The sequence below is a fragment of the Ruegeria sp. BA12 genome, assembly GCF_056539625.1.
In genome coordinates this window covers 193,757-212,031 of the sequence record NZ_JBQFVF010000001.1, presented here as the reverse complement: position 1 = coordinate 212,031, position 18,275 = coordinate 193,757, and the positions used below count along the sequence as shown (strand labels likewise).

The window sequence follows — 18,275 nt, the reverse complement described above, 5'->3', positions numbered from 1 at the left end:
ACAATGACAATGCGCCGATTTACCGGCAAGTTTCGCCCGCCTATGCTGTTTCACAGTCCTATTCAGGCGGAGATGGATGAAAATGGCGCAAAAAACGCTGCTGAAAGGTCGTGTTCTGAGCTTTACGGGTTCCCCTTTTGAAGGAGATCCGACCGAGGCCGTGAAAATCAGCGGGGCCGTTCTGGTTGAAGACGACCGAATATCTGCTGTTGGGGATGCCGAAAGCCTGCGCGCCGACAACCCCGAGGCCAACGTTGTGGATCACGGCCAGAACGTGATCATGGCAGGTTTCGTCGATGCGCATGTCCACTATCCCCAAACCGCAATGATCGCCAGTTGGGGCAAACGTCTGATCGACTGGCTAAACACCTATACCTTCCCCGAAGAGATGAAGTTCAGCGACCCGGTCTATGCCTCTGAAATCGCCAACCGCTATCTTGACCTGACAGCTGCGCATGGAACCACGACCATGTGCAGTTTCTGCACCATTCACCCCGAAAGCGTTGATGCATTTTTTACCGCCGCGCAAAAGCGCAACCAACGGGTTGTGGCGGGCAAAACCTGCATGGACCGCAATGCGCCCGAGGGGCTGCGGGACACGGCGCAAACGGGTTTTGATCAGTCCCAGAAGCTGCTTGAGAATTGGCACGGCATAGATCGCCTGTCTTATGCCATCACCCCACGTTTTTCGCCCACGTCCACGCCGGAACAACTGGAAGCCATGGGCGCGCTCTGGGCCGATTACCCGCATTGCCTGATGCAAACACACCTGAGCGAACAAACCGATGAGATCGCCTGGGTCCGCGAGCTATTCCCCGAGGCACGCGATTATTTGGATACCTATGAAAAATTTGGCCTATTAGGGTCGAACGGCCTGTATGGCCACGTTATCCATCTTGAAGCACGCGAACGCGATCGCCTGCGCGAGGTCGACGCGGCGCTAATCCACTGCCCGACCTCGAACACATTCATCGGCTCTGGCTTGTTCGATATGGCGGGGTTGATGCGTGACGGCCATCGCGTCGGGTTGGCGACGGACACCGGCGGCGGGTCCAGTTTTTCGATGCTGCGAACGATGGCAGCAGCTTATGAAATCGGACAACTGCGCGGGGCGCCGCTGCACGCCGCGCAACTTTTGTGGCTAAGCACGGTTGGCTCAGCACGCACGCTGCGGATGGACGATTGCATCGGCAACGTTGCACCGGGGATGGAGGCTGATCTGATCGTGCTCGACCTCGCCTCGACCCCCGCCATTGCCCAGCGCGAAGCCTGCGCCGAGAACCTGTGGGAGGCCATCTTTCCCACCATCATGATGGGCGATGACCGGGCGATCGCAGAGGTCTGGATCGCCGGTCAACGCGTTTCCAACTAGACTTGCAGGGCGCGGGCCAGCTGGTTCTGCCGCTCGATCACGCGGGGCATGTCCAAACTGGTGACATGCCCGTCACACACGATCTGGCGGCCCTCGACGAACAGGTGCTTGACCTTCACCGGTCCGGCCAACAGCAAAGCCGCCGGGTCCCAACTGCCGGCGCTTTCGATACAGCTTGTGTCCCAAATCGCGATGTCAGCGCGTTTTCCGGGCTCCAGACGTCCGCAATCAGGACGGTTCAGCACATCTGCACCACCGCGTGTCGCAATCTCTAGAACTTCGCGCGACGACATGGCATCCGCGCCGTTGGCTACCCGTTGCAACAGCATGGCCTGACGCGCCTCGAGGATCATGTTGCCAATGTCATTGCTCGCTGAACCATCCACGCCCAGTCCAACAGGCACGCCGTGATCCCGCATCTCGCGCACCGGCGCGATGCCCGAACCCAGCCGACAATTGGAACAGGGGCAATGCGCGACGCCGGTTTGTGTTTTGGCGAACAGGTCTATTTCCACCCCATCCAGTTTGACGCAATGGGCGTGCCAGACGTCCGTGCCGGTCCAGCCCAAATCCTCGGCATATTGGCCCGGACGGCAGCCAAACTGGGCCTGCGAATAGGCGATGTCCTCGTCATTTTCCGCCAGATGAGTATGCAGCATAACGCCCTTGTTCCTAGCGAGAAGCGCAGCATCGCGCATCAGGTCACGGCTGACGGAAAATGGCGAACACGGTGCAAGCCCTACACGGCACATTGCGCCCTCAGACGGGTCATGAAACGTATCGACCACACGGATCATGTCGTCCAGAATCGCTTGCTCTTTTTCGACCAAGGCGTCGGGCGGCAGACCTCCGTCGCTTTCCCCGATACTCATCGCACCGCGCGTCGGATGGAATCGCATTCCGATCTCGGCGGCGGCAGCAATCGTGTCATCCAGCCGGGCACCGTTGGGGTACAGGTAAAGGTGGTCGGAACTGAGTGTACACCCTGACAGCGCCAGCTCGGCCAACCCGATCTGGGCCGAGACAAACATTTCTTCGGGCCCAAAGCGGGACCAGATGGGATACAGCGTCTTAAGCCAACCAAACAACAGCGCATCCTGCCCACCGGGCACCGCACGGGTAAGGCTTTGGTAAAGGTGGTGATGGGTATTCACCAGACCCGGCGTGACGACACATCCTGTGGCGTCATGCACCCTTCCGGTTGTTTGCAGTCCGTGGCCGATCTGGTCGATCTGTCCACCGCGGATCAGGATATCCGCGCCGGAAAGCTCGCGGCGTGTGTCATCCATCGTCAGGATGGTGTCTGCGTTCTTGATCAGGATTTCGGTCATGTCGCCCTCCTTGCATCCGCCCGTTTCGTGCAAGAAGGTATGGGCTGGCGGAAAACGGGCATAAGAACCAGCCGGGCAGAGATTACCTGACCAGCCTTAACCCGACAAGCTGTTTCAGTAGTTGCGCAGAAGCTTTAGCGCCGCCGCATGTAATTCGGCATTTGCCGCAGCCAACACCCGTCCGCCCTCATGGGCTGGACCACCTTGCCAATCTGTCACGATACCACCTGCGGCCTCGATCACCGCAATGGGGGCTTGAACATCATAAGCATTCAGGCCCGCTTCGATCACCAGATCGACCTGCCCCGCCGCCAGCAAAGCGTAAGCGTAGCAATCCATGCCATACCGGGTCAGTTGCACCTGTTGGGCCACAGCCTCGAACCCGGCGCGTTCTTCAGGGGTGCCGACCTCGGGGAAGGTCGTGAACAGAATGGCCTGATCCAGACTGGAGGTTTTGCGAGATTTCAGCGGCATAGTTCCGGTCGGCCCAGTCGCCTGTGCAACATCCGCTGATCCAAGGAAACGTTCGCCGATATAGGGCTGATCAATGACGCCCAAGAACGGCCCGTTCTGGTTGCTCAGCGCGATCAGCACGCCCCATGTCGGTGTGCCGCTGATAAAACCGCGGGTGCCATCGATTGGGTCCAACACCCACGTCCGGCCGGAACTGCCCTGCGTCTGGCCGAACTCCTCGCCGAAAATGCTGTCATCGGGGCGGTGCTTGGCCAGAACCTCGCGCATGGCCTTTTCCGCGTTCCGATCCGCGACCGTGACCGGATCAAAGCCGTCGACCAGCTTGTTCGACGTCTCAATATTTGATTGTCTAAAAAACGGAAGAATGGCCGCGCGCGCCGCGTCGGCCATTTCTTCGGCTACATCCAGATCACTTAAAGTTGTCTCTTGCATGCGCTACCCGTGCGGATCACACGTGCCAGAGTCAACCCCGGTTCTCTCAGGCGACGTCGCTCAGGACGCGGGCAAGTTCGAACAAGCGGCGGCGCTGGTTTTCCGGAATCGCATAGTAAGAGCGCACCAGATCCAGAGCTTCCTTGTCCCCCATCAGATCGGCCGGAACCGATTTTTTGCCGGCTGTTTCCTTTTCAGATTCTTCCAGACCTTCAAAGAAAAAGCTGACGGGAACATCCAATGCCTCGGCAATGTCCCAAAGGCGCGACGCGCTGATCCGGTTGGCCCCGGTCTCGTATTTCTGAATCTGTTGAAACTTAATACCAACCTGCTGCGCCAACTGCTGTTGGGTCATGCCAATCAGCCAGCGGCGATGCCTGACGCGTTTGCCCACATGGACATCGACGTGATGGGTCATTGGTATTCTCCTCTTACCTACACACACAACTAATTCGGGTGTGCGACATGCATGTACTACCGCAACACTAGCGAGCCGCCCTTAACCACTCCCTAATCAGGAACATGCCCCCCAAATCAGCACCTGGGACAATATTGCTCTTTTTGGGTTTTTTTTCAAGAAGGTTGAATCTGTTTCACCATGCACAGGACTAAGGTTGTGCCCTTTCGATCCCGCACACGCAGTTACCGTCGGCAAGCCTGAGACGTCATCCACACAGTCCTTTCCGCCCCGCCGGGTAAGCGATTGACATTCCCCGGTCAGCACGAACCTATGCGCCAAACCACAGGAGCCCGACCATGCTGGCCTATAGAATTTCATCTACGGACGCCGCCGCCCAGCTTTGCGACATTGACGTGCCGACCCCACAAGAAGGCCAGGTCCGTGTCGCGATCAAGGCATGCGGTCTGAACTTTGCCGATCTGCTGATGCAGAAGGGAACGTACCAGGACACGCCGCCCGCGCCGTTCACACAAGGAATGGAAATCGCTGGCGTGGTCGAAACAACAGGTCCCGGCGTTTCGCATCTGAGCACCGGTGATCGCATTGCGATCTATTCAGGTCAGGGCGGCCTGGCAGAATTCGGGGTGTTTGACGCTGAACGCGCAATTCCCCTGCCCGATTCGGTCAGCTTTGAGGATGCCGCCGCGATTCAGATCGCTTATGGCACCAGTCACATCGCCCTGGATCACCGCGCCCAATTACAACCCGGAGAAACCCTGCTGGTCACTGGCGCGGCTGGCGGTGTTGGGCTGACCGCCGTCGAAATCGGCAAGCTGATGGGGGCAACCGTAATTGCGCAGGCGCGCGGCGCAGACAAACTGGCGGTCGCTCAGGCAGCGGGGGCGGATCACCTGATTGATGCGTCCGAGGATTTACGCGCGCGTGTAAAGGAACTGGGCGGAGCGGACGTGGTGTATGACGCCGTTGGCGGCGACGTGTTCAAAGCCGCCTTTCGCGCCACCAACCCCGAAGGCCGCATGCTGCCTATCGGTTTTGCAGGCGGAGATGTGCCGCAGATTCCGGCCAATCATCTGCTGGTTAAGAACCTGACGGTGATCGGCTTTTACATCGGTGGCTATCTGACCTTTCGGCCGCAGATCGTTCAGGACAGTTTTGACACGCTGTTTCGGTGGTGTGCCGAAGGGCGGATCAAGCCGCATATCAGCCACGTGCTGCCCCTGTCGGATACCGAGAAAGGCCTGCAATTGTTGCGCGACCGTGCGGCAACCGGCAAGGTCGTGATTACGCCCTAACCGACCACAGCCTTCAAGGGCGCACTGCCGAGCATGCGGAAATTCTGTCGAACCAAAGCTGCAAGTGCCTCAACCAACGGCCCGCGTCCGGTATCGCCTCCGTACAGGTTGATCATATGTTCGGGCAGCTCAGGCAATACACCGCCATCATCGATTTGAACCAAATGCGCAGCCTCGGTTCCGTCGAGCATGGCGTGGACGGCCAAGTCAGCGGCAACGGTCGCCTCGATGGTGCGATCATTTTCGGTTTCAACCGACAGCTCCCACGGGATGCCAGCCTCATCCAATGCCGCGATGACCTGTGGCCGGAACATGCAGCGACGGCCAAGCGCTATTGGGATCGGCCGCTTGCGCCACGCCGACCCACCCGGCGCCCCGATCCAGCGCAACGGCAATTCGGCGATGATTTCGCCCCCCTCGCCCGCACTTGCCTCAGTTGTGAGGATCAAATCGCATTCGCCGCGTTTGAACATTTCCTTCAACTGCATCGTGTACGAAGAAATCAACTGCACCCGCACCCGCGGGAAATCCACGTTGAACCGCTGCAGGACACGCGGAATAGCCGGGTAAACGATGTCATGCGGCACACCCAGAACGACTTCACCCTCAAAGGCTTGGTCAGTGAGTTTCGAGATCACCTCATCGTTCAACGCAATCATCCGGCGGGCATAAGCCAACAGTTGTTCTCCGGACGCTGTCAGCGCGATGGTTCGGCCACTGCGATCCAGCAGTTCCAGTCCCAGCAGCTCTTCCAGACGCTTCAGCTGCATTGAAACGGCGGATTGCGTCAGGTGCAGGAACCCGGCGGCACGTGTCACTCCACCCTGATCCGCCACCGCCACAAACGATCGCAATGTCGTAATGTCCAAATTCCGCATGTTCACGAATCCTTATGTATCACTTCAAAAACATTCATTTTTAAAATGTGTCATAGTGCGCCATATAAATCAAGGAACTTGATGAGAGATCGAAAACTCATCTAGGATCGATGAAAGGACATACATTATGACCCAAATTGCAATTCACAGACCTTGCCCGCCCCGTCGTCGTTTTGGCCTGACCATGTTGTTGGATGCGTTCTCGCTGCGTCGCCAGCGTTGCACGCTTGCCAGATTGGATGCGCGAGCACTAGAAGATATCGGAATCACCCGCGAACAGGCCGATGCCGAAGCCGCTCGCCCCTTCTGGGATGCACCGGAATTCTGGCAAAAATGACCCTGACACTCATGTTTTCCTACTGAATGGCGGCCCGCAGACGCAGGTCGCCATTTTGTTGCATGTTTTAACCGGTTTCCCACTCTAAACTCTTGAAACACGGCCCGCAGTTGCCGATATTTGCTGGGAACGGGGTCCGGGTTTCGGACCGCGAAAAGAATTATGTGAAGGGAGACCCTTTAATGGCACAATTTGACACGATCCGGACGGCTGCCGGTACGCGCGCTGCCCAGATTGACGAGGGCCTGCGCGCCCATATGAACAAAGTCTACGGCACGATGTCTGTGGGCATGCTGATCACGGCGCTCGCCGCATGGGCGATTGCCGGTCTTGCTGTGACGTCTGATCCGACCAACGCAGTGGCCCAGATCGGCGCTGACCGTTATCTGACCAGCCTGGGTGGGGCACTATTCATGTCGCCGCTGAAATGGGTTGTGATCTTCTCGCCTCTGGCTTTCCTAATCTTCGGATGGGGCGCACTTATGCGGCGCGGATCGGCTGCAGCCGTACAGCTGGGCTTCTTCGTCTTCGCCGCCGTAATGGGCGTGTCGATGAGCTCGGTGTTCATGATCTACACCCCCTACTCGATCGCACAGACGTTTATCGTGACCTCGATTGCCTTTGCTGGCCTGAGCCTCTTTGGCTACACCACCAAGCGAAACTTGAGCGGCATGGGCACGTTCTTGATGATGGGCTTGATCGGCCTGCTGGTGGCGATGGTCATCAACATCTTCCTGCAATCGCCTGCAATGATGTTCGCAATCTCGGCCATTGGTGTATTGATCTTTGCTGGTCTGACCGCGTTCTACACCCAAGACATCAAGAACACCTACATTGCGCACGCAACCCATGGTGATCAGGAGTGGCTGAACAAAGCCGCTATTGACGGCGCGCTGAGCCTGTACATCTCGTTCCTGAACATGTTCCAGTTCCTGCTGATGTTCATGGGGCAGCAAGAATAACGCGCTTCAACACTGCACCAATTAAACAGGGCGGGTCCAAAACGACCCGCCCTTTTCTTTTGCCTATTTAGCCGTTTCACAGCCCGGTTGACACTTCGACCGGTACCCCAAAAAGACAAAGGCCCCGCTCAAATGGCGAGGCCTTGGAAGATCGAAAGAACGGGGTCTTAGCTGCAGTTCAGCGGCACCGCAAAACCCGAGCTGCTGTCGGAAGAGCCCTTGCGGTAAACGTCACCCGCAGGCAGACAGCCGGTAAACTGTTCCGCGTTGCGACCAAAGTTGGCACCGATCTGATTATCGACGCGCGTGCTGTTGTTCGGGGTGCGCAGAACACCATAGAGGGTGCCGTTCACATTGACGGTGCTGAGGAACAGATTGGTGTCCTGCCCGGTCAGAACCACCGAGTCCGTATCGCTGCGTCCACCATTTTCAATTGCAACTCGGGCAACTTTCTCTGCCTCAGTCTCATCCGTCGTGACGGCCACGGCAGGCAGAACAGCCAGTTCAGCCGGCACATTCGTTGCAGGCGGAAGGATGCCCACTGCACCGGGTACATCCGAAAGCGAGCGCGGTTCACCATCGATACCCGTGAATCCGATGCCTTCGCGGTTATAGGGATCTTCACAGGCCGCTAGGGCCAGAATGATCGTAGAGGAAAACAAGATTTTTTTCATGACGGCCAACATTTTGGAACGAGTTGTTGAAGCGTATGAGTAAGACGTCAAAAAAAGCAACCCGTCGACGATCCGATTGCCCCAATCGCTGATGCTTCGTTGCAACGGCGCGAAACGCCACAAGCGCGATCCCATCGGAATATGCGCAAAGAAAAAGGGTCCTGCCGCGGCAGAACCCTTTAAAAACTGTCCAAGCTGGACGGCAGATTACTTAATCTTGCCTTCCTTGTACTCGACATGTTTCCGAACGACCGGATCGTATTTACGAATGGTCATTTTCTCGGTCATGGTGCGCGCGTTTTTCTTGGTCACGTAGAAGTGGCCCGTGCCCGCGGTCGAGTTCAGACGGATCTTGATTGTCGTCGGCTTCGCCATGGTTATCTCCTGCGTCCGGAAAGGCAGGGGCCTTTCGGTTGAATTCCTATGAGCGTGCGCTTTTACTCGGTCGCGCAGCCGAGTCAACCAGATTCCGCGCACAACGCGCACAATTCCTGTTGTCGCACCCTGCCCCGGTTTGGCGCGATCACGGTTCTGTGATAAGGTCCCGCCGTTCTATCCCACAAAGAAGCCGACGACAGGCTCGTATTTCGAAACGGCAGCAACAGGCGAAACCCTCTGCGAGCAGAGGTTTTAAGCATGTTTTTGGGGGGCTATCATGACGGAATGGAAACTTCAGGGTGAAGAATTGGCCAATTGCAATTGCAACTTTGGTTGCCCGTGTCAGTTCAGCGTCCTTCCAAGCCATGGCAATTGCGAGGCTGTTGTCGTGTTCGATATCGAGTCCGGGAACTATGGCGACACCGATCTGGCCGGGGTGCGCGCGGCTGGCGTGTACCACTGGCCCGGCCCCATTCACGAGGGCAATGGCCAGATGCAGCTGATCATTGACGAGGCCGCCAGCGCCGACCAGCGCGCCGCTATTGAGGCCATCATGAAAGGTGAAGACACCGACGAAATGGCGACCATGTGGTACGTCTATAGCGCCATGGCCCCGACAAAACATGAAACACTGTATGCCCCGATCGAACTGAAATGGGATCGGAATGAGCGTGCTGGATACGCCAAAGTTTCGGGTATCTTCGATGTAGAGGTCAGCCCGATCCCGCATATCGTCTCGGGCATGCCGCATCGTGCCTCGATACAATTGCCCAACGGGTTCGAGTATCGCCACGCCGAGGCAGCCTCGGGGACCGCCAAGACAACGGGCGGCGCGATCAGTCTAACCTTTGACGCAACACACGCGCATTTGGCGCATCTCAACATCTCAGGCCACGGAGTCCTCGGCGCATAGCGGAGGCTAACATGAGCACGTCCCCTCCCCGTCCCGGAGTCGTAGATCGGGTGCTGCGGCGCGACAGCGGCATCGTTGTGTTCTGCGTTCTGCTGATCATTCTGGGCGCGTCCTGGTACACGATTGCGGGCATCGGTATGAACATGTCCGCCATCGACATGACCCGAATGGCTGGCCCGATTGGCGAGCCGATGAATATGGCGACTGAAACACGCTGGACGCCGATCTACGCCGTTCTGATTTTCCTGATGTGGTGGGTCATGATGATTGCCATGATGACCCCCAGCGCTGCCCCCACCGTTCTGTTGTATACGGCGATCAAACGAATGGGGCCGGACAAGTTGCGGGCGTCGCGTCTCAGCCTGCTTTTTTTGACGGGCTATCTGGTTGCCTGGGCGGTGTTCAGCATCATTGCAACCGGGGCGCAATGGGCGATGGAAAGCGTCGGACTGTCCGATGGGCCGATGATGACGATCCACTCGAAATTTTTTGCCGGATGCGTACTGGTCGCTGCCGGTTTGTACCAGTTGTCCAGCTTGAAAACCGCTTGTCTGCGCCACTGCCGCAGCCCCGCCCAATTCCTGGCCGACCACAACAGGCCCGGTGCCTATGGCGCGTTTCGTACCGGCGCGCTGCATGGTGCGTTTTGCCTGGGATGTTGCTGGGCGTTGATGTTGCTGCTGTTCGTGGGCGGTGTGATGAACCTTTATTGGATTGTGGGGATTGCCGTTTATGTCGCGTTGGAAAAGCTGATGCCGCGGGTGCGGTGGTTCGTTCCGCTCACTGGTGTTGCGTTGATCGTCGTGGGCGTTTGGCTGATCGCAATCTCATAGATCGCGACAGGCTGAAACGTTCATAAGGGCTGAAGGACCGGCCAAATTTCGGGTTCTGCATTAACTTTTTTGACAGGAGGTAGTCATGCCTATTTTTATCACCTACGCGTCCTATTCGCCGGAAGGCGTTAAGGGAATGCTCAAGAAACCCGTGGACCGTTCGGGCGCGGTCAGGGCATTGCTGAAAAAAGCCGGCGGTAAGCTGGTGGCGTTTTACATGACCTCTGGCGACAATGACGTGGTGGTTGTCAGCGAATTGCCGGAAAGCACGGATGCAGTTGCTATAGGCATGGCCGTTGCAGCATCAGGCGCGGTGTCAAAAGTTGAAACCGTGCGCGCATGGAAGGCAAAGGACTTTGTCGCTGTGACCAAAAAAGCCGCAAAACTGACCGGAGCCTACAAGGCGCCGGGCCGTTAATCGGGATCTACGCGCGGAGGGCCTGTAAGCCGGATCTTGTTCCAGGGTTACCCCCTTCGATGACCATTCCTCTAGGCCGTGCATTGCTGCGCGGCTCAAGCTGCCAACCCGGTCCTTCTCGGCCAAGACGCGCTTAGCGGCGGTATCGGCTGACGCCGACCGGCCCGCGCGAGGACCCTATTTGGCATTGCTCCCGGTGGGGCTTGCCGTGCCGCCGCTGTTGCCAGCGGCGCGGTGGGCTCTTACCCCACCGTTTCACCCTTACCGCGTATTGCCTGAGGCGAACCTCTGCAATGGTGCGGCGGTCTGATTTCTGTGGCGCTTTCCGTCGGGTTGCCCCGCCCGGGCGTTACCCGGCACCGTTGTCTTGTGGAGTCCGGACTTTCCTCTCGGGCATACGCCCCAGCGGCCATCCGTCCCTCCGCGCGGGGTGTGGGTATGCTTTGGGTACGGCGGCGTCAAGTGCCGATCAGGTTTTCTTTATCAAGGGTATAAGGTCAGCTGGTTCCAACGGGCCGTCACCCCATGGACGATATCTGAGGCGTACCGCGGCCAGAAGCGTGTCATGGTCCGTCTCCGCCGAGTAACCCGCTGCGCGCGCCAACGCATTGAACGTATTTAAAGGGGTTTTGCCAGGGTCGTGTTGAGAGCGCTTTCCGGCAAGGGCCATGTGTTCCAGTCGCTGCCAAGGGAAGCGCGGACCGGGATCGGACTTACGGCCCGGTGCCATGTCGGAATGGCCAATTACATGTTCAGGGGGGATAGCCCACCGGTTCATGATCTGGTGTAACAGGGTTTCCAAAACGTCCAACTGCAGCTCGGAAAAAGGGTGCGCGCCGGTGTTGTCCAGTTCAATTCCGATCGAACGGGAATTGATATCGCTCTGGCCATGCCACTCACCCGCCCCGGCATGCCAGGCCCGATCCTCCTCGCGAACCATCTGCCAGAGTGTACCATCCCCACCGATCAGGTAATGCGCGGATACTTCATGGACAGGGTCGCACAGCCGGTCCAGCGCCTCGGTTGCGCTGTCCATCGCGGTATAGTGCAGCACGATCAGCGACGGGGTCAGCCCATCCCTGCGTTCGCCAAAGTTAGGGGACGGGTGCCAGTTAGGCGTCAGTGGCTCAGTTATTGACGGCACTGCGGAACGGGCTGGGGTCCCAGCCACAGGCATAGCCATCGCCATCCGGGTCAAGTCCCTTGCGGTCGCGTTGCGGGCCACCGTTGGACAGGAACTCAATCTGAGCCTGATCCGGGGATGGAAAGCGGGCGCAATTGCGCTGCGCCTTGGCTTGCAGGTTCAGACCTGCACGGCTGTATAGCTGGGTCCCGACCGGGTTCGACGTGTTCAGCGCGTATTGCACGATATTTGGCTGGCCGTCTGTTCCACGCTCCGGAACGGCGGTGGGCGCGACCACCTCATAGGTCTGACGGTTCTGTTCGATCAATGCAGCGTCGGATTCGATGGTGCGACGGTCAGAGACCGCTCCAAAATCCTGCTCATCGGAAATCGCGTTGTTGATGGGGTCTTCGACGGGCGACGGTGCCGGAGTGATCGCGCCTTGCCCTGAGGTGCCAGCCAGCGCAGCCGCAGTCGCCGAAGCGATGTCGGCATTTTCGCCGGTTGGCAACGGGGCTACTGTGCCAGGCGCGCCCAGCTGCTGTTCTGACACGTCGGGCGGACCAAGCAGCGGGTTACCAGTATATCCCTGCCCCGCCAACTGGGCCTCACGCTGTGCCTGATAGGTGGGGGTGTTGAAATCCGTGCCACCTATCGGGGCCACCGAATTACAGGCGGCCACGAACCCGATTGCGGGGATCAGAAGCGTAAAGCGCATCCAGCTGCTCCGTCTTGCGTTGTCTTGCCTGACTTGAGGATTACCACCATTTGCCAGGCTTGGCCACAAACCCGGCGGCGTTTTCCAGCGCATAGGCCGTGTTCAGCAGATCGCCCTCTTCCCACGGGCGACCAATCAGCTGCAGACCCAGCGGCAGGCCCTGTTTGTCCAGACCGGCAGGCACAGAGATGCCCGGCAAACCGGCCAGGTTCACTGTCACCGTAAAGACGTCGTTCAGATACATCTGAACCGGGTCCGCCTCGGTCATTTCACCCAGGCCAAAAGCGGCCGACGGCGTTGCCGGGGTCAGGATCGCGTCGACACCTGCGGCGAAGACATCTTCGAAGTCTTTCTTGATCAGGGTGCGGACGCGACGCGCGCGATTATAGTAAGCGTCGTAGAAACCTGCGGACAGCACATATGTACCGACCATGACGCGGCGCTGCACTTCGTGACCAAACCCTTCGGCGCGGGTCTTTTCGTACATCTCGGTGATGCCGTCGCCGTGCGCCAACTGCGCGCGGCGGCCATAGCGGACACCGTCATAGCGCGCGAGGTTCGACGAGGCCTCAGCCGGTGCGATCACGTAGTACGCAGGCAGCGCGTATTTGGTGTGCGGCAGCGAGATATCGACGATCTCGGCCCCTGCCGCTTTCAGCATTTCGGCCCCTTCAGACCACAGCTTTTCGATCTCGGCGGGCATGCCATCCATGCGGTACTCTTTTGGGATACCGATTTTCTTGCCTTTGATGTCACCCGTCAGCATCGCCTCGAAATTCGGAACGGCCAATTCGGCGCTTGTCGAATCCTTGGCGTCGTGGCCGCACATGGTTTCCAACATGATCGCCGCATCACGTACGTTCTTGGTCATCGGACCGGCCTGATCCAGCGAGGATGCAAAGGCCACGATACCCCAGCGCGAACAACGACCATAAGTCGGCTTGATACCGGTAATGCCAACAAAGGCGGCAGGCTGACGAATCGAGCCGCCTGTATCGGTGCCTGTTGCGGCCAGGCACAGGTCGGCTGCAACAGCCGAAGCGGACCCGCCCGACGAGCCACCCGGTGTCAGCTTCGCGTCATCATTACCGCGACGCCACGGGCTGACCGCGTTGCCATAAACCGAGGTTTCGTTGGACGAACCCATGGCGAATTCGTCCATGTTCAGCTTGCCCAGCATCACGGCACCCGCATCGGCCAGTTGCTGCGACACGGTGGATTCGTATTCAGGCTTGAAGCCATCCAGAATCTTTGACGCGGCCTGCGAAGGCACGCCCTTGGTGCAGAACAGGTCCTTGATACCAATCGGTAGACCACACATTGACGGCGCGTCGCCACCCTTGATCCGCTCATCCGCCGCTTTGGCGCGTTCCAACGCAATCTCGGGCGTTTTATGGACAAAAGCGTTCAGCGCGTCCGCGTCATCAATAGCCTTAAGGCAGGATTCGGTCAGCTCGACCGAGGTCACATCACCCTTACGCAGCGCGTCGCGGGCCTCGGCCAGGCCAAGTTTGTTCAGATCGCTCATGTCTTACTCCACCACTTTGGGGACTGCGAAAAAGCCTTCGCGTGCGTCGGGGGCATTGGCCAGAACCTTGGCCTGCTGATTGCCGTCGGTGACCACATCCTCGCGACGTTTAAGGCGCATCGGCTCGACCGAGACCATCGGCTCGACGCCTTCGACATCGACCTCATTCAGTTGCTCGATGAACCCAAGGATTGTGTTGAACTCGGATGCCAGCGCGGGTAGCGCGTCATCCTCGACCTTGATCCGGGCCAGTTTGGCCACCTTGGCGGCGGTGCTTTGGTCAATCGACATCGGAAAACCTCATATGCGTTAGGGGGCATTTACCCGTCTGATGCCCGGGTCGCAAGTCCGCCGAAGAGCGGATGTGACGCTGTTTCCGTCGTCGGCGCGTCCAGCCATTCAAAACTGAATAACCAGTATACGCAAAAGTAAACCAATTAGTTCAGTTTTCGACTTGAAAAAGTGAACCAAACTGTTCACCTCATGATCCATGGCACAGCCAGAAACCGGAGAAAGAAAATGAAAACCTTCATTACCACAGCCCTTTTGACCGCAACCATTCTGAGCACCCCCGCCATGGCCTTCGGCCCTACGACGCAAACCCTGATCCCCGACGTCTCGTTCCCGACCCCCTCGCCCGAGACGGTGACACAGGATAGCGCCAAAGTCGGCAAATAAGGTGCCTTTTGCCGCCGGGCCAGAATCCCCCCGACTGGCCCGGCCAGGGTGCAATTGACTGCTGCATCCGATGAAACCAACCGCTACGATGGTGCGAACTAACCGGTCGGATTGCATCGTAAATCCGGCGAAACCCAACGGAGCGGAAGATGAGCGCACGCAAGCAAGCGGTTCTGGACGCAATAGATGCGGCCAACAGGCAAGACCCCACAATCGAAGATGGCCAACCCGCTGCCCTGCTGTACGGCCAGAGGATGAGCGCCGAGTTGGACCGGCTGTTTCCAGACGCGTCGGACCCATTGCAGATCGCGGCACGCGGTCAGCATGTGGAACGCTGGAAGCTGGCTCGCAGCGAATACCCTGAAGGCCGAACCGGATACCTGACCTGGCGCAAGGCACAGGCTGAACATCACGCCGAGATTGTCATGGGGCTGATGGAGCAAGCTGGATACAGCAAAGACGAGGCCGAATCCGCCGGTCGCATGCTGCGCAAACAGGGCATCAAGCGCGATGACGAGGTTCAGGCGCTAGAAGACGTCATCTGTTTCGTTTTCCTCAAGTGGTATTTCGCGCCTTTCGCGGAAAAACACTCGGCCGAGAAAATTCAACGCATTGTGGAGAAAACCGCGCGCAAGATGTCAGGCGACGGACGGACGCGGGTGCTGTCCGAATTTAACCTCCCGGAACATCTGGCCGCCGCGTTTCAGGTCTGAGACACGCGCGCCAGATGCCTACGATAGACCTCGATCATCCATCCCAGCATGGTGGCGTTCAGGATGTGCCACATAAAATGCGTGCCCAGCGGCACCTGCGCACAAATGGGGTCATCGAGCGCACGAAATGCAATCGAGACGATAAGGATCACCGCCCCGATGGCCAGTCCCTGCGCTGTATCCGGCGCCCGATTGCGCAGCAGGAATGCATAAATCAGGATCAGCAGCGGAACCGGAGCGTAAGCCGCTGATCCGCCCAGCCCCGGAACAAGTTGGAACACGGGCACGGTCAGCGCCGCGTAAGGTATGAACAGGGCCGTCAAGATTGCAGCGATCATCGGTCTAAACCGCCAGACATCCCGGTTGATGGCAAAGATATAGACCAGAATGTACAGCAGGATCGGCACGACATCCGCCATGGCCGCCCAGGTCTGCGCATGGGTATGGAACAGAAAACTGCCAACACCGATGGTGGCCAGAATGACCACAAGCGCCATTGCCAGCGGCATCCCCCGCCCCTGAACGCGCCGCCACATAACAAACGCCGCGATCAGAAACGCCGCGTTTGTCACAGCGTTGATCGGCTCGGCCCAATAGGCGGGCGACAGACGCTCGCAATAGCCGTCAATTTCCTGAAACCAGTCCATGCACTTTTACATAGCCGATGCTAGGTTGATGCCAACAGTATGATCAGGAGGATTTTTTAATGAATATCATCTGGCTGGGCCACGGTAGTTTCCGTATTGAAACCGGTGGGCAGGTGCTGTTGATCGACCCGTGGCTGACCGGTAACCCGGTGTTGTCCGAGGACCACCATGACAAAGCGCTGGATGGTGCGACGCACATTCTGCTGACGCACACACATTTCGATCACGTCGCAGACGTGGTGTCGCTGGCCAAGCATCTGAAGGTTCCCGTGGTCGGCCAATACGACCTGATGGGGTATTGGAGCGAGACCGAAGGGCTGGAAACCGTCGGCTTCAACAAAGGCGGCACAGTGGATTTGAACGGGGTCAAGGTATCCATGGTGCCTGCCTCGCACAGCTCGACCTTTTCAACGCCGGACGGCCTGCGGACCGGAGGCAGCGAGGTCGGCTTCATGATCGCCTCGGAAGATCACATGCTTTACGTGTCAGGGGACACCGACATCATGGCGGATATGGAGTGGATGGGCGATTACTACAAACCCGACATCGGCATCCTGTCAGCAGGCGGACATTTCACCATGGACATGAAGGGCACGGCCTATGCGGCCAGACGGTATTTCAACTTCAAGACGGTGATTCCCTGTCACTACAAAACTTTCCCAATTCTGGAACAGTCTGCTCAGGCGCTGATTGATGGGTTGCCGGGGGTGGACGTGATCGAACCTGAGTTGATGAAACCTATCACTCTTTAATATCACGGCGTGCAGCGAAGAAGGCTCTCAGAAGATCGGCGGCTTCTTGGGCCGCGATGCCATCGTAAATCTCGGGGACATGGTGCGCCTGTGTGTGGGTGAAAACCCGCGCTCCATGGGCCACACCGCCAGATTTCGGATCGGCAGCCCCATAATAAATGCGCCGGATACGCGCCGCGGCCAAAGCTGCCGCGCACATGGCGCAGGGTTCCAGCGTGACGTAAAGGTCGTGATCCGGCAGCCGTTCGGACCCGGCCTCGGCGCAGGCTGTGCGCAGGGCCAAAATCTCGGCATGGGCAGTGGGGTCGTTCATTTCGCGTGTCCGGTTGCCCGCCGCAGCCACGATCCGGCCGTCAGGCGCGACAATTACGGCCCCAACCGGAACCTCTCCGCGATCTGCCGCAGCGCGCGCCTCGACCAACGCCTTATCCATATGTGATTTGAACGTCATGCCTCTGACTGCATCAGAAACCTGTCTTTCGCAAGCGGGCGGGATGCGCTATGGGCTGCGGATGACAAAAACCCCTCCTCCCGGCGACCGGATCGCCAAAGTGCTGGCCCGCGCGGGCGTTGCCTCGCGCCGTGAAGCGGAACGCATGATCGAAGCTGGCCGCGTGGCAGTGAATGGTAAGCTTATTGATAGCCCAGCCCTAAACGTAACCGCCAAAGACAAGATCGTCGTCGACGGCAAACCTGTGTCGGAACCTGAACCCTCGCGTCTGTGGCTGTATCACAAGCCGTCCGGTCTGGTGACAACGACCCGCGACGAAAAAGGCCGCGCCACCATTTTCGACAACCTGCCCGAGGACATGCCCCGCGTCATGAGCGTGGGGCGGCTGGACCTGAATTCCGAAGGGTTGCTGCTGCTGACCAATGACGGCGGCATCAAACGCAAGCTTGAGCTGCCTTCGACCGGTTGGCTGCGCAAATACCGCGTTCGTGTGAATGGCCGCCCCAAGGACGAAGACTTTGCACCGCTGCGCAGGGGGCTTGTGATCGACGGAGAACGCTTTCTGCCGATGGACGTGTCTCTGGACCGCCAGCAAGGCGCAAACGCATGGCTGACCATCGGCCTGCGCGAAGGCAAGAACCGTGAGATTCGCCGCGCAATGGAGGATATCGGCTATGCCGTGAACCGCCTGCTACGGGTATCTTACGGACCGTTCCAGCTGGGCAGTCTGAAACCCGGCGAGGTTGAAGAGATCCGCCGCCGCGTTATGCGCGACCAACTGGGTCTGGACGCTGAGCCCGAATCCAAACCCAAACGCCCTGCTCGTCCGCAACGAAAACGACCGCCGGTCGGCAAGAAATCTCGCAAGTGACGCGGGTTTAGCAACCTTCCCCCTAGCGCCAAGCCCACGTATCGCCTAAATTTTCCGTAAGCTATTCCACGGGGGAACG

The 18,275-nt window shown here is 58.5% G+C and carries 22 protein-coding genes, 1 other RNA gene and 1 pseudogene; 11 read left to right on the top strand and 13 right to left on the bottom strand.

Annotated features, from left to right (window positions below):
- Nucleotides 1-82 precede the first annotated feature (82 nt).
- Nucleotides 83-1,372 (top strand): guanine deaminase, encoded by a 1,290-nt coding sequence (gene guaD / locus ACR0B0_RS01045; RefSeq protein WP_480646081.1) that lies wholly within the window; start codon nucleotides 83-85, stop codon nucleotides 1,370-1,372.
- On the opposite strand, the gene ACR0B0_RS01040 is transcribed toward guaD, so the two are convergent.
- The 3 genes from ACR0B0_RS01040 to ACR0B0_RS01030 all read right to left on the bottom strand — a co-directional run bounded on the left by ACR0B0_RS01040 (nucleotide 1,369) and on the right by ACR0B0_RS01030 (nucleotide 4,027).
- Nucleotides 1,369-2,703 carry an 8-oxoguanine deaminase gene (locus ACR0B0_RS01040; protein WP_480646079.1) on the bottom strand — a complete coding sequence of 445 codons (1,335 nt, stop codon included), beginning with the start codon at nucleotides 2,701-2,703 and terminating at the stop codon, nucleotides 1,369-1,371. The two genes, guaD and ACR0B0_RS01040, sit on opposite strands and share 4 nt — an antisense overlap.
- 114 nt (nucleotides 2,704-2,817) lie before the next feature.
- On the bottom strand, nucleotides 2,818-3,609 hold the full coding sequence (gene hisN, locus ACR0B0_RS01035; RefSeq protein ID WP_480646078.1) for a histidinol-phosphatase: 792 nt from the start codon (nucleotides 3,607-3,609) through the stop codon (nucleotides 2,818-2,820).
- Between the two features lie 46 nt (nucleotides 3,610-3,655).
- The gene (locus tag ACR0B0_RS01030; RefSeq protein ID WP_170347955.1) at nucleotides 3,656-4,027 is read right to left on the bottom strand and encodes a helix-turn-helix domain-containing protein; all 372 of its coding nucleotides are present in this window, start codon (nucleotides 4,025-4,027) and stop codon (nucleotides 3,656-3,658) included.
- Nucleotides 4,028-4,365: 338 nt separating this feature from the next.
- On the opposite strand from ACR0B0_RS01030, the gene ACR0B0_RS01025 reads away from it, so the two are divergent.
- On the top strand, nucleotides 4,366-5,322 hold the full coding sequence (locus ACR0B0_RS01025; RefSeq protein ID WP_480646076.1) for an NADPH:quinone oxidoreductase family protein: 957 nt from the start codon (nucleotides 4,366-4,368) through the stop codon (nucleotides 5,320-5,322).
- Here ACR0B0_RS01025 and ACR0B0_RS01020 read toward each other — a convergent pair.
- A complete protein-coding gene (locus ACR0B0_RS01020) occupies nucleotides 5,319-6,200 on the bottom strand; it encodes a LysR family transcriptional regulator (protein WP_170347953.1) in 882 nt (293 codons plus the stop codon). The two genes, ACR0B0_RS01025 and ACR0B0_RS01020, sit on opposite strands and share 4 nt — an antisense overlap.
- Before the next feature lie 127 nt (nucleotides 6,201-6,327).
- On the opposite strand from ACR0B0_RS01020, the gene ACR0B0_RS01015 reads away from it, so the two are divergent.
- Together ACR0B0_RS01015 and ACR0B0_RS01010 are read left to right on the top strand one after the other, a co-directional pair.
- Nucleotides 6,328-6,537: a DUF1127 domain-containing protein gene (locus ACR0B0_RS01015; protein WP_170347952.1), complete on the top strand. Its 210-nt coding sequence runs from the start codon at nucleotides 6,328-6,330 to the stop codon at nucleotides 6,535-6,537.
- A gap of 182 nt (nucleotides 6,538-6,719) precedes the next feature.
- Entirely contained in the window at nucleotides 6,720-7,499 is a 780-nt protein-coding gene (locus ACR0B0_RS01010) for a Bax inhibitor-1/YccA family protein (protein WP_170347951.1), read from the top strand.
- Nucleotides 7,500-7,666: 167 nt separating this feature from the next.
- Here the strand turns inward: ACR0B0_RS01010 and ACR0B0_RS01005 are convergent, their stop codons facing one another.
- On the bottom strand, nucleotides 7,667-8,173 hold the full coding sequence (locus tag ACR0B0_RS01005) for a hypothetical protein (protein ID WP_170347950.1): 507 nt from the start codon (nucleotides 8,171-8,173) through the stop codon (nucleotides 7,667-7,669).
- A gap of 207 nt (nucleotides 8,174-8,380) precedes the next feature.
- A complete protein-coding gene (gene rpmG / locus ACR0B0_RS01000; protein WP_037309480.1) occupies nucleotides 8,381-8,548 on the bottom strand; it encodes a 50S ribosomal protein L33 in 168 nt (55 codons plus the stop codon).
- Between the two features lie 280 nt (nucleotides 8,549-8,828).
- Here rpmG and ACR0B0_RS00995 point away from each other — a divergent pair, with 280 nt between their 5' ends.
- The 3 genes from ACR0B0_RS00995 (at nucleotide 8,829) to ACR0B0_RS00985 (ending at nucleotide 10,715) form a co-directional block, all read left to right on the top strand.
- Nucleotides 8,829-9,464, top strand: coding sequence for a DUF1326 domain-containing protein (locus ACR0B0_RS00995; protein ID WP_170395555.1), 636 nt, complete (start codon nucleotides 8,829-8,831; stop codon nucleotides 9,462-9,464).
- Between the two features lie 11 nt (nucleotides 9,465-9,475).
- Nucleotides 9,476-10,297, top strand: a complete 822-nt coding sequence (locus ACR0B0_RS00990; RefSeq protein ID WP_480646074.1) for a DUF2182 domain-containing protein — start codon at nucleotides 9,476-9,478, stop codon at nucleotides 10,295-10,297.
- Between the two features lie 85 nt (nucleotides 10,298-10,382).
- Nucleotides 10,383-10,715, top strand: coding sequence for a GYD domain-containing protein (locus ACR0B0_RS00985; RefSeq protein ID WP_170347947.1), 333 nt, complete (start codon nucleotides 10,383-10,385; stop codon nucleotides 10,713-10,715).
- Between the two features lie 9 nt (nucleotides 10,716-10,724).
- Here ACR0B0_RS00985 and rnpB read toward each other — a convergent pair.
- From rnpB to gatC, 5 genes are all read right to left on the bottom strand, one after another.
- Nucleotides 10,725-11,140, bottom strand: an RNA gene (gene rnpB, locus ACR0B0_RS00980) — RNase P RNA component class A.
- 44 nt (nucleotides 11,141-11,184) lie between these two features.
- Entirely contained in the window at nucleotides 11,185-11,898 is a 714-nt protein-coding gene (locus ACR0B0_RS00975) for an N-acetylmuramoyl-L-alanine amidase (protein WP_480646746.1), read from the bottom strand.
- Nucleotides 11,843-12,556 carry a hypothetical protein gene (locus ACR0B0_RS00970; protein ID WP_170395549.1) on the bottom strand — a complete coding sequence of 238 codons (714 nt, stop codon included), beginning with the start codon at nucleotides 12,554-12,556 and terminating at the stop codon, nucleotides 11,843-11,845. Before ACR0B0_RS00970 ends, ACR0B0_RS00975 begins: the two co-directional genes overlap by 56 nt.
- A 40-nt stretch (nucleotides 12,557-12,596) precedes the next feature.
- A complete protein-coding gene (gene gatA, locus ACR0B0_RS00965) occupies nucleotides 12,597-14,084 on the bottom strand; it encodes an Asp-tRNA(Asn)/Glu-tRNA(Gln) amidotransferase subunit GatA (RefSeq protein WP_480646072.1) in 1,488 nt (495 codons plus the stop codon).
- 3 nt (nucleotides 14,085-14,087) lie between these two features.
- Nucleotides 14,088-14,375 (bottom strand): Asp-tRNA(Asn)/Glu-tRNA(Gln) amidotransferase subunit GatC, encoded by a 288-nt coding sequence (gene gatC / locus ACR0B0_RS00960; RefSeq protein ID WP_058280141.1) that lies wholly within the window; start codon nucleotides 14,373-14,375, stop codon nucleotides 14,088-14,090.
- Nucleotides 14,376-14,603: 228 nt separating this feature from the next.
- Here gatC and ACR0B0_RS00955 point away from each other — a divergent pair, with 228 nt between their 5' ends.
- Nucleotides 14,604-14,762: a hypothetical protein gene (locus ACR0B0_RS00955; RefSeq protein ID WP_170347943.1), complete on the top strand. Its 159-nt coding sequence runs from the start codon at nucleotides 14,604-14,606 to the stop codon at nucleotides 14,760-14,762.
- Between the two features lie 149 nt (nucleotides 14,763-14,911).
- A complete protein-coding gene (locus ACR0B0_RS00950; RefSeq protein ID WP_480646070.1) occupies nucleotides 14,912-15,475 on the top strand; it encodes a DUF4202 domain-containing protein in 564 nt (187 codons plus the stop codon).
- Here ACR0B0_RS00950 and ACR0B0_RS00945 read toward each other — a convergent pair.
- The gene (locus tag ACR0B0_RS00945; RefSeq protein WP_170360414.1) at nucleotides 15,466-16,122 is read right to left on the bottom strand and encodes a ceramidase domain-containing protein; all 657 of its coding nucleotides are present in this window, start codon (nucleotides 16,120-16,122) and stop codon (nucleotides 15,466-15,468) included. The genes ACR0B0_RS00950 and ACR0B0_RS00945 overlap by 10 nt on opposite strands.
- A gap of 59 nt (nucleotides 16,123-16,181) precedes the next feature.
- Between ACR0B0_RS00945 and ACR0B0_RS00940 the strand changes: the two genes are divergently transcribed.
- Entirely contained in the window at nucleotides 16,182-16,874 is a 693-nt protein-coding gene (locus tag ACR0B0_RS00940) for a metal-dependent hydrolase (protein ID WP_170395542.1), read from the top strand.
- Here ACR0B0_RS00940 and ACR0B0_RS00935 read toward each other — a convergent pair.
- Nucleotides 16,864-17,325, bottom strand: coding sequence for a nucleoside deaminase (locus ACR0B0_RS00935; RefSeq protein WP_170347939.1), 462 nt, complete (start codon nucleotides 17,323-17,325; stop codon nucleotides 16,864-16,866). The genes ACR0B0_RS00940 and ACR0B0_RS00935 overlap by 11 nt on opposite strands.
- Nucleotides 17,326-17,386: 61 nt before the next feature.
- Between ACR0B0_RS00935 and ACR0B0_RS00930 the strand changes: the two are divergent.
- Nucleotides 17,387-18,193: pseudogene (locus tag ACR0B0_RS00930) on the top strand (pseudouridine synthase); the annotation flags it as partial.
- Nucleotides 18,194-18,275 lie beyond the last annotated feature (82 nt).

What these genes read in the sequence shown, in the direction of transcription:
- guaD (WP_480646081.1), top strand. Translation starts at nt 83, where the DNA reads ATGGCGCAAAAAACGCTGCTGAAAGGTCGTGTTCTGAGCTTTACGGGT.
- ACR0B0_RS01040 (WP_480646079.1), bottom strand. Translation starts at nt 2,703, where the DNA reads ATGACCGAAATCCTGATCAAGAACGCAGACACCATCCTGACGATGGAT.
- hisN (WP_480646078.1), bottom strand. Translation starts at nt 3,609, where the DNA reads ATGCAAGAGACAACTTTAAGTGATCTGGATGTAGCCGAAGAAATGGCC.
- ACR0B0_RS01030 (WP_170347955.1), bottom strand. Translation starts at nt 4,027, where the DNA reads ATGACCCATCACGTCGATGTCCATGTGGGCAAACGCGTCAGGCATCGC.
- ACR0B0_RS01025 (WP_480646076.1), top strand. Translation starts at nt 4,366, where the DNA reads ATGCTGGCCTATAGAATTTCATCTACGGACGCCGCCGCCCAGCTTTGC.
- ACR0B0_RS01020 (WP_170347953.1), bottom strand. Translation starts at nt 6,200, where the DNA reads ATGCGGAATTTGGACATTACGACATTGCGATCGTTTGTGGCGGTGGCG.
- ACR0B0_RS01015 (WP_170347952.1), top strand. Translation starts at nt 6,328, where the DNA reads ATGACCCAAATTGCAATTCACAGACCTTGCCCGCCCCGTCGTCGTTTT.
- ACR0B0_RS01010 (WP_170347951.1), top strand. Translation starts at nt 6,720, where the DNA reads ATGGCACAATTTGACACGATCCGGACGGCTGCCGGTACGCGCGCTGCC.
- ACR0B0_RS01005 (WP_170347950.1), bottom strand. Translation starts at nt 8,173, where the DNA reads ATGAAAAAAATCTTGTTTTCCTCTACGATCATTCTGGCCCTAGCGGCC.
- rpmG (WP_037309480.1), bottom strand. Translation starts at nt 8,548, where the DNA reads ATGGCGAAGCCGACGACAATCAAGATCCGTCTGAACTCGACCGCGGGC.
- ACR0B0_RS00995 (WP_170395555.1), top strand. Translation starts at nt 8,829, where the DNA reads ATGACGGAATGGAAACTTCAGGGTGAAGAATTGGCCAATTGCAATTGC.
- ACR0B0_RS00990 (WP_480646074.1), top strand. Translation starts at nt 9,476, where the DNA reads ATGAGCACGTCCCCTCCCCGTCCCGGAGTCGTAGATCGGGTGCTGCGG.
- ACR0B0_RS00985 (WP_170347947.1), top strand. Translation starts at nt 10,383, where the DNA reads ATGCCTATTTTTATCACCTACGCGTCCTATTCGCCGGAAGGCGTTAAG.
- ACR0B0_RS00975 (WP_480646746.1), bottom strand. Translation starts at nt 11,898, where the DNA reads ATGGCTATGCCTGTGGCTGGGACCCCAGCCCGTTCCGCAGTGCCGTCA.
- ACR0B0_RS00970 (WP_170395549.1), bottom strand. Translation starts at nt 12,556, where the DNA reads ATGCGCTTTACGCTTCTGATCCCCGCAATCGGGTTCGTGGCCGCCTGT.
- gatA (WP_480646072.1), bottom strand. Translation starts at nt 14,084, where the DNA reads ATGAGCGATCTGAACAAACTTGGCCTGGCCGAGGCCCGCGACGCGCTG.
- gatC (WP_058280141.1), bottom strand. Translation starts at nt 14,375, where the DNA reads ATGTCGATTGACCAAAGCACCGCCGCCAAGGTGGCCAAACTGGCCCGG.
- ACR0B0_RS00955 (WP_170347943.1), top strand. Translation starts at nt 14,604, where the DNA reads ATGAAAACCTTCATTACCACAGCCCTTTTGACCGCAACCATTCTGAGC.
- ACR0B0_RS00950 (WP_480646070.1), top strand. Translation starts at nt 14,912, where the DNA reads ATGAGCGCACGCAAGCAAGCGGTTCTGGACGCAATAGATGCGGCCAAC.
- ACR0B0_RS00945 (WP_170360414.1), bottom strand. Translation starts at nt 16,122, where the DNA reads ATGGACTGGTTTCAGGAAATTGACGGCTATTGCGAGCGTCTGTCGCCC.
- ACR0B0_RS00940 (WP_170395542.1), top strand. Translation starts at nt 16,182, where the DNA reads ATGAATATCATCTGGCTGGGCCACGGTAGTTTCCGTATTGAAACCGGT.
- ACR0B0_RS00935 (WP_170347939.1), bottom strand. Translation starts at nt 17,325, where the DNA reads ATGACGTTCAAATCACATATGGATAAGGCGTTGGTCGAGGCGCGCGCT.